A 13,475-nucleotide genomic window follows, 5' to 3' on the forward strand; every position below is an offset into this window, starting at 1 on the left:
CCGTTTCAGTCGAGGAAAATCGGCCGATTCGTCTCGCATGCTGAGATCAGTACGCCTCGAAGGCCGATGCTGCCGGGTAAGTTGAGCCAATGTTCTCCAAAGTTTTGGTTGCCAACCGCGGCGAGATCGCGATCCGTGCCTTCCGCGCTTCCTACGAACTCGGTGCCTCCACCGTTGCGGTGTTCCCGTTCGAGGACCGAAACTCGGTGCACCGGACTAAAGCGGACGAGGCGTATCAGATCGGGGAGAAGGGCCATCCGGTACGGGCGTACCTGTCGGTCGACGAAATCGTCGCAGCCGCTCGACGCAGTGGGGCCGATGCGGTGTACCCCGGGTACGGATTCCTGTCCGAGAACCCGGATCTCGCCGCTGCGTGCGCCGATGCCGGCATCACCTTCGTCGGTCCCTCCGCCGAGGTGCTGGAGCTGACCGGTAACAAGGCTCGCGCCATCGCGGCCGCGAAAGCAGCCGGGCTTCCGGTGCTGGCGTCGTCGGAACCGTCGTCCGACATCGACGAGCTCGTCGCAGCGTCGGAGACGATGACCTTCCCCTTGTTCGTCAAAGCAGTGGCGGGCGGCGGCGGACGAGGAATGCGACGAGTGGCCGAACCTGCTCAGTTGCGTGAGTCCATCGAAGCGGCTGCGCGTGAGGCGGAGTCGGCTTTCGGAGATGCGACGGTATTTCTCGAGCAGGCCGTGATCGATCCCCGGCACATCGAGGTTCAGATTCTCGCCGACGGTGCGGGCAACGTGGTGCATCTGTTCGAGCGTGACTGCAGCGTGCAGCGTCGGCACCAGAAGGTCATCGAGCTGGCACCGGCACCGAATCTGCCTGCGGAACTGCGGGAGAGGATCTGTGCCGACGCCGTGGCGTTCGCCAAACAGATCAACTACTCGTGCGCCGGCACCGTGGAGTTTCTGCTCGACACGCGCGGCAATCACGTCTTCATCGAGATGAATCCGCGGATTCAGGTGGAGCACACGGTCACCGAAGAGGTGACCGATGTGGACCTGGTGCAGTCTCAGCTGCGGATCGCATCGGGGGAGACGCTGGCGGATCTCGGTCTGGCGCAGGAGAACATCGTCTTGCGCGGTGCCGCATTGCAGTGCCGCATCACCACCGAGGATCCGGCGAACGGTTTTCGGCCGGACGTCGGCCGGATCACTGCCTACCGCACTCCCGGTGGTGCCGGGGTTCGACTCGACGGTGGCACGACGCTCGGTGCCGAGGTGGGCGCATATTTCGATTCCATGCTCGTCAAGCTCACCTGCCGTGGTCGTGATTTCGACACCGCCGTGGCGCGGGCTCGACGTGCGGTGGCGGAGTTCAGAATTCGCGGCGTTGCGACCAACATTCCGTTCCTGCAGGCCGTGCTGGTCGACCCCGACTTCACTGCAGGCCGTGTCACCACCTCGTTCATCGAGGAGCGCCCGGAACTGCTGACGTCGAGGTCCTCGGGTGACCGGGGCACCAAGATTCTCACCTACCTGGCGGATGTGACGGTCAACAAGCCGCACGGTGAGCGTCCGTCTCCGGTGTACCCGCACGACAAACTTCCGGCGGTCGACTTCTCCGCGCCGATTCCCGACGGTTCGCGTCAGCGGCTGCTCGCGCTCGGGCCCGAGGGCTTCGCCCGGGATCTGCGTAACCAAAAGGCGCTCGGCGTCACCGACACCACCTTCCGTGATGCACACCAGTCCTTGTTGGCCACACGTGTGCGCACCAGCGGACTGCTCGGGGTGGCTCCGTACGTGGCGCGTACGACGCCGCAGTTGCTCTCCATCGAGGCGTGGGGCGGAGCGACCTACGATGTGGCGCTCCGATTCCTGCACGAGGATCCGTGGGAGCGGCTCGCGAGTCTGCGAGAAGCTGTGCCCAACATCGCGATTCAGATGCTGCTGCGTGGCAGGAACACTGTCGGTTACACCCCGTATCCAGAGAAGGTGACTCGTAGTTTCGTTGCCGAGGCGACCGACACCGGAATCGATATCTTCCGCATCTTCGATGCTCTGAACAACGTCGATCAGATGCGGCCCGCAATCGACGCGGTACGCGAAACCGGCACTGCGATCGCCGAAGTGGCGCTGAGCTACACCGGGGACCTGTCGAATCCGAACGAGGACCTGTACACCCTCGACTACTACCTGAAGTTGGCCGAACAGATCGTCGACGCGGGCGCTCATGTGCTCGCCATCAAGGACATGGCGGGCCTGCTGCGGGCACCGGCGGCCAAGACGTTGGTGACGGCGCTGCGGTCGAACTTCGACCTCCCCGTGCACGTCCACACGCACGACACGCCCGGCGGTCAGCTCGCGACCTACCTGGCGGCGTGGGAGGCCGGTGCCGACGCCGTCGACGGTGCCAGTGCGGCGATGGCCGGGACTACGAGTCAGCCCGCGCTGTCGGCGATCGTCGCAGCAGCGGCGCACACCGACCGGGACACCGGGCTGGATCTGCAGGCCGTCTGCGACCTCGAGCCGTACTGGGAAGCCGTCCGAAAGGTGTACGCGCCCTTCGAGTCCGGTCTGCCGGCTCCGACGGGCCGCGTCTACACCCACGAGATCCCCGGCGGCCAGCTCTCGAACCTGCGGCAGCAAGCCATTTCGCTGGGACTCGGTGACCGGTTCGAGACGGTCGAGGCCAATTACGCTGCAGCAGATCGGATGTTGGGTCGTCTGACCAAGGTGACGCCGAGTTCCAAGGTCGTCGGCGACCTGGCATTGGCGCTGGTCGGGGCAGGGGCGTCGGCCGAAGAATTCGCCGAGGATCCGAGTCGATACGACATCCCCGATTCGGTGATCGGATTCCTCCGAGGAGATCTGGGCACACCTGCGGCCGGATGGCCGGAACCGTTGCGCACCAAGGCACTCGAAGGTCGTGGCCCCGGAAAGCCGGTCACGCCGCTGTCCGAGGAAGACGAGAAGAGCCTCGACGGCACCTCGGCGCAACGTCGTCAGACACTGAACCGCTTGCTGTTTCCCGGCCCCACTGCGGAATTGGCTGCGCACCGGGAGAAGTACGGCGATACGACGCGCCTGTCCGCGAACCAGTTCTTCTACGGTCTGCGTCAAGGTGAGGAGCATCGAGTGGCCCTCGAGAAGGGCGTCGAACTGCTCATCGGGCTCGAAGCGATCTCCGATCCGGACGAGCGTGGCATGCGTACCGTCATGTGCATTCTCAACGGGCAGCTGCGTCCGGTGTCGGTCCGTGATCGATCGATCTCGAGCGAGGCACCCACGGTCGAGAAGGCGGACAGGTCCAATTCCGGTCACATCCCGGCACCGTTCGCCGGTGTGGTCACTCTGGCCGTCGAAGAGGGACAGAAGATTTCGGCCGGTGACACCATCGCCACCATCGAGGCGATGAAGATGGAAGCCGCGATCACCGCTCCCCGTGGAGGCACTGTGTCCCGGTTGGCGATCTCCGGTGTTCAACAGGTCGAGGGTGGAGATCTGCTCGTCGTCGTCGGTGGGGGGTCGACGGGCGAAGAGGCCGGGAACGAATGACGCGGATCGTGGCGGGTGTGGCCGGGGGGCGACGGCTGTCGGTTCCGGGCCAGGGCACCCGCCCGACGTCCGAGCGGGTGCGGGAAGCCTTGTTCAGCTCGCTGGAAAGCCGGATGGACCTCGACGGTGCCGCGGTTCTCGATTTGTTCGCAGGCTCTGGGGCGCTCGGGCTCGAGGCGCTCTCGCGCGGAGCCTCGTCGGCGGTGTTGGTCGAATCGGACGCTCGTGCGGCGGCGGTGGTGCGCAGGAACATCGACTCGGTCGGGTTACCCGGCGCATCGGTCAGGTGCGCCCCGGTGGCCTCGGTCCTGGCCGGGGTCCCGGACACGGAATACGACCTGGTGCTCGCGGACCCGCCGTATGCCGTCACCGACAACGCGGTGACGGGTCTGTTGGACAGGCTGGTCACCGGGGGATGGCTCGCACCCGAGGCCGTTGTGGTGCTCGAGCGGTCCTCGCGTTCGCCGGAGACGGAGTGGCCGAACGGTCTCGTCCCGGAGAAGTCGAAGAAGTACGGAGAGAGTCGAATCGAGATTGCGGCACGTTCGTGACGATCGGGCCCTGCATCGGCTGATAAGTTCGCGGGCATGACTGGCGCACTGTGTCCTGGATCCTTCGACCCGGTGACCAATGGTCATCTCGACATCTTCGAGCGCGCCGCGGCCGCGTTCGACGAGGTGGTGGTCACGGTGATGGTGAACAAGAACAAGAAGGGCATGTTCAGCATCGACGAGCGAATCGAGATGCTCGAGGTGGCGACGGAACATCTGCCCAACGTCAGGATCGGATCGTGGTACGGCTTGTTGGTCGATTACGCTCGGCAAGAAGGCATTTCGGCAATCGTCAAGGGTCTGCGCAGCTCGGTCGATTTCGACTACGAGCTGCAGATGGCGCAGATGAACCGAACGCTCACCGGGGTGGACACCCTGTTCCTCCCGGCGAATCCGCAGCACAGTTTTCTGTCCAGTTCGCTGATCAAGGAAGTCGCGACCTTCGGGGGAGACGTCACCGGAATGCTGCCGCCGTTCGTCCAGGAGCGACTGACCACTCGTATCGCCGAGCGCGCTGCCGACTAGGTCACAGAGCGACACACCGGGCGGGTATAGCGCCGACGCCCGTTCGGACAGGCAGACTGGGAGGCGGAGCACTGGGTGGCTCGACCGTCTCGGTCGGTTCGCACGGTGGCAGATTCGACGATTGGGGTAACCGGTGTACCGCGTATTCGAGGCGCTCGACGAGCTCGTCGCCATTGTCGAGGAGGCGCGCGGCGTTCCGATGACCGCCGGGTGTGTCGTCCCGCGCGGCGATGTCCTGGAACTGCTCGACGACGTTCGTGACGCCATCCCCGGCGAGCTCGACGACGCGCAGGACGTTCTGGACCATCGCGACAAGCTGGTGGGTGATGCCCGTGCGACGGCGGAGAAGACCGTCGGCACCGCCAACGCCGAAGCTCAGGACACGGTCGAGAACGCTCGGGATTCTGCCGATCGCATCCTCGCCGATGCCAAGGCGCAGGCGGACCGCATGGTGTCCGAGGCGTCCGCACACGCCGAGCAGCTCGTGGCCGATGCCGAGGCAGAAGCAGAGCGGACGGTGCTCGAGGGCCGGCGCGAGTACGAGGAACTGACCGTTCGAGCCCGCACCGAGGCCGACCGGATGATCGAGTCCGGCACGTTGTCCTACGAGCGATCGGTGGCCGACGGTACGGCCGAGCAGAACCGGTTGGTGTCTCAAACCGAGGTGGTCCAAGCAGCGCACGCCGAGTCGGCGCGGGTGATCGACAGTGCTCACGCCGAATCCGATCGTATGCGCAGTGAGTGCGACGTGTACGTCGACACCAAGCTCGCAGAATTCGAGGAGTTCCTCAGCGGCACCATTCGCTCCGTCGGCCGCGGACGCCAGCAACTTCGGACCGGTTCCGGTGTCCCGGAATACGGCAGCGAGCCGTACGGCGAACCCACGTACGGCAGCCAGGAAGGCCGACGCAGCCGCCATTGAGGGCGGTGATTTGCCCTCGTATGCATGCATGCGTACCGTTGTGGGGTTGCTTACCGACAGTAGGCATCCCGACAGTAAGGAAGAACAGCCGTGCCCCCGCTCAAGAGAACGCCCCGTCCTGAATTGGACGACGGATTCGTTCTGGACATCCTCAACCTCGGTCGTCGACCCGGGTCGACGAAGACCATCGAGCGGACGGTTCCTGCTCCTTCCCGAATCGGCCTCGATGCCATCGCCATCGAAGCCGGTGTTCCGGTCTCGCTCGATCTGCAGTTGCAGGCGGTATCGGAAGGCGTTCTCGTCACCGGTTCCGTACGAGCCGCCACTGCCGGCGAGTGCACGCGGTGCCTCGATCCGATCAGCGGCAATGTCGACGTCTACTTGACCGAGCTGTTCGCATACCCCAACAGCATCACCGAGGAGACGACCGATGCGGACGAGATTCACCGCATCGTCGACGACCTGATAGACCTCGAACCCGTGATTGTCGACGCGGTCGGGTTGGAGCTCCCACTCCACCCCGTCTGCAGTGACGAGTGCGAGGGATTGTGCCCAGAATGTGGCGTTCGCCTGGCGATTGCTGAATCCGGCCACAGTCACGATACAATTGATCCTCGCTGGGCTGGTCTTGCAGCCAAATTTGGCGTGGATCCAGAACCGAGCAATGAACTTGTGAACAACGAAGCCGAGGAGAAGTAAGTGGCTGTCCCGAAGCGCAAAATGTCGCGTTCCAACACGAGGTCGCGTCGTGCCCAGTGGAAGACCACTGCGCCCACCCTCGTGACGTGCCCCAACCGTGGTTGCGGCGAGAAGACCTTGCCCCACATCGCGTGCCCTTCCTGCGGTACCTACAAGGGCCGCCAGGTCGTCGCAGCGGTCTGATTCCGCATACGTGACCAACGAGGTAGTGGATCGGCACAACAACGATTCACAGAAGAATAGTTCTACTGCCGTCGGCGGCGGGGACGACCGAGAGTCGCTCCTCGCCGCTATCGGTGTTTCTCTGGCCGAACCTTTGCTGACTCTGGCACTGACTCATCGTTCGTTCGCCTACGAGCACGGCGGCCTGCCCACCAACGAGCGCCTCGAGTTCCTGGGCGATTCGGTGCTCGGTCTGGCGGTGACCGAACACCTGTACGCGGTGCACCCCAGCAAGTCCGAAGGGCAGCTGGCCAAGATTCGGGCCAGTGTGGTCAACATGCATGCGCTGGCGGAAGTAGCGCGTGGTCTCGGTGAGGGCGGTCTGGGTCGGCATCTGCTGCTGGGCAAGGGCGAGGAGCAGACCGGCGGACGCGACAAGCCGAGCATCCTGGCCGACGGCATGGAGTCGATGCTGGGTGCCATCCACCTGCAGCACGGAATCGACGTCGCTCGTACCGTCGTGCTGACACTGTTCGCCGATCTGCTGGACCGTGCCCCCAAACTCGGCGCAGGTCTGGACTGGAAGACGAGCCTGCAGGAACTGACTGCAGAACGCGCACTCGGAGTGCCGGCGTACGAAATCGCGTCCACCGGGCCCGATCATGACAAAGAGTTCACTGCCACCGTGTTGATCGGTGGATTTCCGCGGGGCGTCGGAGTCGGTCGATCGAAGAAGGAAGCCGAGCAGAAGGCCGCTAGCTTGGCGTGGAATGCGCTGTCGGGCAACGATATTGCCGCAGCCGACGCGCCCCCGATCAACCCTTCCTGATGCCCGAACTGCCCGAGGTCGAAGTCGTCCGGCTCGGTCTGGAATCCCATGTGGTGGGCAAGACCATCGACTCGGTGGAAGTGCTGCACCCTCGCGCCGTGCGTCGACACGATCTCGGTGGCCTCGATCTCATCGGTCAGCTGCGGGGTCAGCGCGTCTCCTCGGCCCGGCGCCGCGGAAAGTACCTGTGGCTGGTGATGGAGCCCGGCGACTTCGCAACCGTCGTGCATCTGGGCATGAGTGGTCAGATGCTGGTCCAGCCGCCGTCTGCGCCGGACGAGAAGCACCTGAGGATTCGGGCACGGCTCGACGACGGCACAGATCTTCGATTCGTCGACCAACGAACATTCGGCGGCTGGGCACTCGCCCCGATCGTCACGGTGGACGGCACCCCGGTACCCGAACCGGTGGCGCACATCGCCCGAGACCCGATCGACCCGCTGTTCGATGCCGAATCCGTGGTGAATGTGCTGCGCGGCAAGCACACCGAGATCAAGCGGGCGCTGCTCGATCAGACAGTCCTCTCGGGTGTGGGCAACATCTACGCAGACGAAGCTCTGTGGCGCGCCAAGATTCACGGTAATCGTATTGCGGACACGTTGACCAGGCCTGCACTTCGGCGTCTGCTCACCGCAGTGCACGCGGTGATGGGAGAGGCCCTGGCACAGGGCGGCACCTCGTTCGACGCGCTCTACGTCAACGTCAACGGACAGTCCGGTTACTTCGACAGGTCCCTCGACGCGTACGGGCAGGAAGGTCTGCCCTGTTCGAGGTGCGGTGCGCCGATCAGACGAGAGAAATTCATGAACCGCTCGTCGTTCAGCTGCCCCACCTGCCAGCCGAGACCCCGACACCTCCGTAACTGAGCGCGACAAGGTCGTTCCGTAGGCTCCACTCCGCGTCCAGGGTCGTTCCGCAGGCTCCACTCCCGCCCCACCCGCCTAGTATTTCCGTCATGGCAGAACAGAGCACGCCGACCACACTGTGGGTCGAGCGAACAGGTACCCGTCGATACACCGGTCGCAGCTCGCGTGGAGCCGAGGTGCTGGTCGGGTCCGAGTCGGTCGAGGGCGTCTTCACACCGGGGGAGTTGCTCAAGATCGCCCTCGCGGCATGTACAGGCATGAGCTCCGACGTCCCCCTCTCCCGTCGACTCGGTGACGACTACTCCGCCACCGTCGAGGTGTCGGGAACAGCCGATCGCGAGAACGAGCGCTATCCCGAGTTGAACGAAATCCTCCGCGTCGACCTCAGCGCGATGGACCCCGAGGCGCAGCAACGCTTGCTGACCGTCGTCGAACGCGCGATCGACAAAGTGTGCACGGTCGGCCGAACCCTGAAGGCCGGCACCACGATCAACCTGGACATCGACGTGGACGCCTGATGAAGGTGGGGGCAGCCGCCGTCGTGGCGGGCCTGGTTCTCGCCGCGTCGGCTGCCCTGCCGCCCACCGCGGAGGCGTCGAGCACCTGTACGCCGTGGTCGGTGAGAACTGTGGCGTCGGGATTCGGGATGCTGGAGAACCTGGAGTTCGACGGAAAAGGTTCCATGGTCGTTTCCGAGATCTCGCCGATCGGACCGGGCGCGCTCCGTACCGTCACGCCGACCGGAGATCGGGGCACCCTCGTGTCGGGCGTCGAGTCACCCGGTGGACTGGTACGGGACGCGAACTCGCTGTTCTTCACGACCGGAAACAGCGCTGCCGCAGGGCTTTTCGACCTGCGCACCGGCACGATCGAGAAGATCGATCTGGACACGGGGGCGAGGTCGACGTACGCGTCGGGCCTGACCATGCCCAACGGGCTGGCCCGCTCCGCCGCGGGTGATCTGTTCACCACCCGCAATCTCGGTGCCACGTCGGGACTGACTCGCATTGCTACCGACGGCTCGGTGTCGACGGTGCGGACCGATCTGGGTTCTGCCAACGGCATCGGTATCGCCGACGGAAAGATCTACGTGGCCAACACCTTCGATCCGGAAACAACAGTGACCGTACTCGACCAGAAGGATCCCGCTGGGCCGTCCGAGCGCATTCGCATCGACGGATTCGGACCACTCACCATGTCCGACGACCTGACCGTCGGTGACGACGGAATGGTCTATCTCGCACAGAATCTCGCGGGACGGGTCGTTCGCGTCGATCCCTCGTCGGGATCGTCGTGTGTGGTGGCGACCGGTCTTCCGTTGACCTCGTCGGTGGCATTCGGCGGAGTCGGATTCGATTCCAACTCCTTGTACGCAACGAGTTTCGACGGATCCGTTCGTGAGGTGAGCCCGGCATGACCGACGAACGGCTGACGGCATGGGTGCACGGCACGGTGCAAGGCGTCGGATTCCGGTGGTGGACTCGCTCGCGTGCACTCGAGCTCGGACTGGTCGGTCACGCGACGAACCACGCGGACGGCCGAGTCCTGGTGATTGCGGAGGGACCACGGGAGCGCCTCGACGCGCTCCTGGGCCTGCTCCGAGGTCGCAGCACCCCGGGCACGGTCACTCTGGTCGTCGAGAGTTGGGAGAGCGCCCGCGGCGGACTCAAGGGCTTCGTCGAACGGTGACCCCGTCTTCCGTCGATGGCTCGGCGCACATCGCTGCGTCGTACCGGTAAAGTACGGACGCTATGTATCTCAAGAGTCTGACGCTCAAGGGCTTCAAGTCCTTCGCTTCGGCGACGACTCTTCGTTTCGAGCCCGGGATCACCTGTGTGGTCGGCCCCAACGGTTCCGGGAAATCCAACGTCGTGGACGCCCTGACCTGGGTGATGGGCGAACAAGGTGCCAAGGCGCTGCGCGGTGGAAAGATGGAAGACGTCATTTTCGCGGGTACGTCCGGGCGCGCACCGCTCGGTCGCGCCGAGGTGACTTTGACCATCGACAACTCGGACGGTGCACTTCCGATCGACTACTCCGAGGTCTCGATCACCCGACGCATGTTCCGCGACGGTGCCGGTGAATACGAGATCAACGGCAGTTCGTGCCGGTTGATGGACGTCCAGGAGTTGCTCAGCGACTCCGGTATCGGCCGCGAGATGCACGTCATCGTCGGGCAGGGGCGGCTGGCGGCGATCCTGGAATCACGACCCGAGGATCGACGGGCCTTCATCGAAGAAGCCGCCGGGGTGCTCAAGCACCGCAAACGCAAGGAAAAGGCGGTCCGCAAGCTCGACGCGATGCAGGCCAATCTCGCGCGGTTGACGGACCTGACCACCGAACTTCGCCGTCAACTCAAGCCACTGGGCCGACAGGCTGAGGTGGCCCGCCGCGCGCAGACCGTGCAGGCGGATCTGCGTGATGCCCGGCTGAGACTGGTTGCCGACGATCTGGTGGCCAGACGGGAAGAATTCGCGAACCAGACCCAGGACGAGGAAGCAGCTCGCGAGCAGTATGCGATGGTGCAGGATGCCCTGGAAGCCGGCACCGTGGCGCTCGCGGAACACGAGCAGGCGGTGGCTCGGCTGACACCGAGCGCCGAGGCGGCCGGACAGACGTGGTTTCGTCTCTCTGCGCTGGCCGAACGCGTGAATGCGACGGTACGCATCGCGCACGAACGTGCTCGGCATCTGGACGCCGTCCAGAGCACCGGGCGTGGGCAGGATCCGGACGAGCTCGAAGCGCAGGCCGAGCGCGTCGCCGAGGAGGAATTGGAACTGGTCGAAGCCGTCGAGATGGCGCGCGAGACCCTCGAAGCGGCCCGTGAGCAGCTCGCCGACCGCGAATCCGCTGCCGCAGCCGCCGAGCGTGCCCACCTCGCCGCTGTGCGCGCGGTGGCCGACCGGCGTGAAGGATTCGCGCGCCTGTCCGGTCGAGTCGACACCTTCAGGACCAAGGTCGAGTCCATCGACGCCGAAGTAGCGCGGCTGTCGGTTGCCATCGACGAGGCCAGAGAGCGCGGCGAGTCGGCTCAACGTGAATTCGAGAGCGTCCAGGATCAGATCGGCACCCTCGACGCCAGTGAGCTCAGTCTCGACACTCATTACGAGCGAGCTGTCGCCGCACTACGCCATGCCGACGCGCGCGTGTCGGAACTGCAGGCCGAAGAACGTATCGCGGGGAAGAGGGTGGCGTCGTTCGAGGCCAGGATCGAGGCGCTCACCATGGGCCTCGAGCGCAAGGACGGTGCCGGGTGGCTGGTGGAGAACCAGCAGGACGGTCTGTCCGGTCTTCTCGCCGCCCATCTCACGGTGGAGCCGGGGTACGAGATCGCGGTGGCCGTCGCCATGGGGCCCGCGGCCGATGCCGCGCACGCCGATTCGTTCGACGCCGCGCGCGATGCCGTGCTGGCACTCCGAGCGGCAGACGGTGGTCGAGCGGCCATCGTGCACAGCAGTACCGTTGCGGCACAGCCGATTCGCCACGCAGAATTGCCGAGCGGCGCGCGTTGGGTCCTGGACCTGATCGAATATCCGGATCGACTGGCCGGGGCGATGAGTGCCTTGCTCGATGGCGTCGTGGCCGTGGATTCCCTCGATGCTGCACATCGCCTCGTCTCGGAGTTCGGCGACCTGCGTGCGGTGACCAAGGACGGTGACGTCGTCGAACCGGGATGGGTGACGGGCGGATCGGACCGTCGACCGAGCACCCTCGAGGTGCAGTCCGCGATCGACACGTCGACAGTGGAGCTCGCGGCTGCCGTGCGCCGCGCAGAGGAACTCGACGCCGCGCTCTCGGGAGCGTTGGCGGAGCAGCGCGACCGACGCGAATCGGCGGAGCAGGCTCTGGCCGCCCTCAACGAATCCGATGCCGCGATGGCGGCTGTGTACGAGCAGTTGGGCCGATTGGGGCAGTTGGCGCGTTCGGCGCACGCAGAGTCAGCGCGATTGACGACGCAGCGCAGCTCGGCCGAATCGAGTCGCGAAGACGCGGTTGCGCGCCTGGCCGAGCTCGAGGACAGTCTGCGGACAGCCGAGGACGAGCAGAGCGGCTTCGCAGGCGACGGCGAGAACGGTGACGCGGCCACCACGATGGAGCGCGAGACGGCGGCTGCGGCGCTGACCGAGGTACGCGCGGTGGAGGTCGAGGCGCGACTGAACGTACGAACCGCCGAGGAGCGCGCGCAGTCGGTGCGGGGCCGAGCCGATTCGCTACGTCGGGCGGCCCGGGCCGAACGGGAGGCCAGGGCGCGAGCCGAACGCGAGAGCGCGGCCCGGCGGCACGCAGCCGCAGTGGCAGCCGCCGTCGGCGAATCGGGCGAGGAGGTCGCTTCTCGATTGGCCTCGGTCGTCGCCGCGGCGGCACGACGGCGCGACGAGCTGTCCGCTGAACGCAGCACGCGCACAGTCGAACTCGACAAAGTCAAGGAACAGGTTCGGGCGCTGCAGGGTCAGCTCGCCTCGATCACCGACGCCGTCCACCGAGACGAGGTCGCCCGCGCGCAGGCTGCGCTGCGCATCGAACAACTCGAGACGACGATTCTCGAGCAGCACGGAATCGGCCTCGACGATCTGGTGGCGGAATACGGTCCCGACGTGGCACTGCCCCCGACCGAGCTCGAGATGGCAGAGTACGAGGCCGCCAGGGAACGCGGTGAGCAGGTGGTGGCACCCGCCCCGATGCCGTTCGACCGCGCCACCCAGGAGCAGCGGGCCAAGCGCGCCGAACGTGATCTCGCCACCCTCGGCAAGGTGAACCCGTTGGCCCTCGAGGAGTTCGCCGCTCTCGAAGAGCGGTACAACTTCTTGTCCACTCAACTCGAGGACGTGAAGTCGGCGCGAAAGGATCTGCTCGGCGTTGTCGCCGACGTCGACGATCGCATTCTGCAGGTCTTCACCGAGGCCTGGTTGGACGTCGAACGAGAATTCACCGGAGTGTTCGCCAAACTCTTTCCCGGCGGCGAAGGTCGGCTGATTCTGACCGACCCGTCGGACATGCTCACCACGGGAATCGAAGTGGAGGCGCGTCCTCCGGGCAAGAAGGTCAAGCGGTTGTCGCTGCTCTCGGGCGGAGAGAAATCCCTGACGGCGGTGGCCATGCTGGTGGCCATCTTCCGCGCTCGGCCGTCGCCGTTCTACGTCATGGACGAGGTCGAGGCTGCACTCGACGACACCAACCTGCGTCGACTGATCGGGCTGTTCGAGCAGCTCCGCGAGAAGTCGCAGCTGATCGTCATCACGCACCAGAAGCCGACGATGGAAGTGGCCGACGCGTTGTACGGCGTCAGCATGCGCGGAGACGGCATCACCACGGTCATCTCGCAGCGACTGAACCGAGAACGAGTCGCCGTTGATGTAGCCGAGCCGGAGACCGAACCCGTCGTCGAGGCGGACACGGTCTCGTAGGACCGGTACA

At 65.3% G+C, this 13,475-nt stretch carries 12 protein-coding genes; all 12 read left to right on the forward strand.

Annotation, left to right across the window (positions count from 1 at the left end; translation table 11 throughout):
- Window positions 1-89 precede the first annotated feature (89 nt).
- The 12 genes from ACFI9K_RS08425 (at window position 90) to smc (ending at window position 13,465) form a co-directional block, all read left to right on the forward strand.
- Window positions 90-3,506: a pyruvate carboxylase gene (locus tag ACFI9K_RS08425; RefSeq protein ID WP_462663077.1), complete on the forward strand. Its 3,417-nt coding sequence runs from the start codon at window positions 90-92 to the stop codon at window positions 3,504-3,506.
- Window positions 3,503-4,057, forward strand: coding sequence for a 16S rRNA (guanine(966)-N(2))-methyltransferase RsmD (gene rsmD, locus ACFI9K_RS08430; protein ID WP_462663078.1), 555 nt, complete (start codon window positions 3,503-3,505; stop codon window positions 4,055-4,057). Before ACFI9K_RS08425 ends, rsmD begins: the two co-directional genes overlap by 4 nt.
- Before the next feature lie 36 nt (window positions 4,058-4,093).
- The gene (gene coaD / locus ACFI9K_RS08435; RefSeq protein WP_462663079.1) at window positions 4,094-4,582 is read left to right on the forward strand and encodes a pantetheine-phosphate adenylyltransferase; all 489 of its coding nucleotides are present in this window, start codon (window positions 4,094-4,096) and stop codon (window positions 4,580-4,582) included.
- A 133-nt stretch (window positions 4,583-4,715) separates the two neighbouring features.
- Window positions 4,716-5,504, forward strand: coding sequence for a DivIVA domain-containing protein (locus ACFI9K_RS08440; protein WP_462663080.1), 789 nt, complete (start codon window positions 4,716-4,718; stop codon window positions 5,502-5,504).
- 90 nt (window positions 5,505-5,594) lie between these two features.
- Window positions 5,595-6,203 carry a YceD family protein gene (locus ACFI9K_RS08445; protein ID WP_462663081.1) on the forward strand — a complete coding sequence of 203 codons (609 nt, stop codon included), beginning with the start codon at window positions 5,595-5,597 and terminating at the stop codon, window positions 6,201-6,203.
- Complete coding sequence (gene rpmF / locus ACFI9K_RS08450; protein ID WP_032397784.1) at window positions 6,204-6,386, forward strand: 50S ribosomal protein L32; 183 nt, start codon at window positions 6,204-6,206, stop codon at window positions 6,384-6,386.
- A 25-nt stretch (window positions 6,387-6,411) separates the two neighbouring features.
- Window positions 6,412-7,194, forward strand: a complete 783-nt coding sequence (rnc, locus tag ACFI9K_RS08455; RefSeq protein WP_462663236.1) for a ribonuclease III — start codon at window positions 6,412-6,414, stop codon at window positions 7,192-7,194.
- Window positions 7,194-8,060, forward strand: a complete 867-nt coding sequence (gene mutM, locus ACFI9K_RS08460) for a bifunctional DNA-formamidopyrimidine glycosylase/DNA-(apurinic or apyrimidinic site) lyase (RefSeq protein WP_462663082.1) — start codon at window positions 7,194-7,196, stop codon at window positions 8,058-8,060. Before rnc ends, mutM begins: the two co-directional genes overlap by 1 nt.
- Before the next feature lie 89 nt (window positions 8,061-8,149).
- Window positions 8,150-8,578 (forward strand): OsmC family protein, encoded by a 429-nt coding sequence (locus tag ACFI9K_RS08465; RefSeq protein WP_462663083.1) that lies wholly within the window; start codon window positions 8,150-8,152, stop codon window positions 8,576-8,578.
- Window positions 8,578-9,477, forward strand: a complete 900-nt coding sequence (locus ACFI9K_RS08470; RefSeq protein ID WP_462663084.1) for an SMP-30/gluconolactonase/LRE family protein — start codon at window positions 8,578-8,580, stop codon at window positions 9,475-9,477. The genes ACFI9K_RS08465 and ACFI9K_RS08470 overlap by 1 nt, the downstream gene beginning before the upstream one ends.
- The gene (locus tag ACFI9K_RS08475) at window positions 9,474-9,749 is read left to right on the forward strand and encodes an acylphosphatase (RefSeq protein ID WP_462663085.1); all 276 of its coding nucleotides are present in this window, start codon (window positions 9,474-9,476) and stop codon (window positions 9,747-9,749) included. The genes ACFI9K_RS08470 and ACFI9K_RS08475 overlap by 4 nt, the downstream gene beginning before the upstream one ends.
- 62 nt (window positions 9,750-9,811) lie before the next feature.
- The gene (gene smc / locus ACFI9K_RS08480; protein ID WP_462663086.1) at window positions 9,812-13,465 is read left to right on the forward strand and encodes a chromosome segregation protein SMC; all 3,654 of its coding nucleotides are present in this window, start codon (window positions 9,812-9,814) and stop codon (window positions 13,463-13,465) included.
- The last annotated feature ends 10 nt before the right edge of the window (window positions 13,466-13,475 follow it).

The organism is Rhodococcus sp. PSi06, assembly GCF_054960675.1.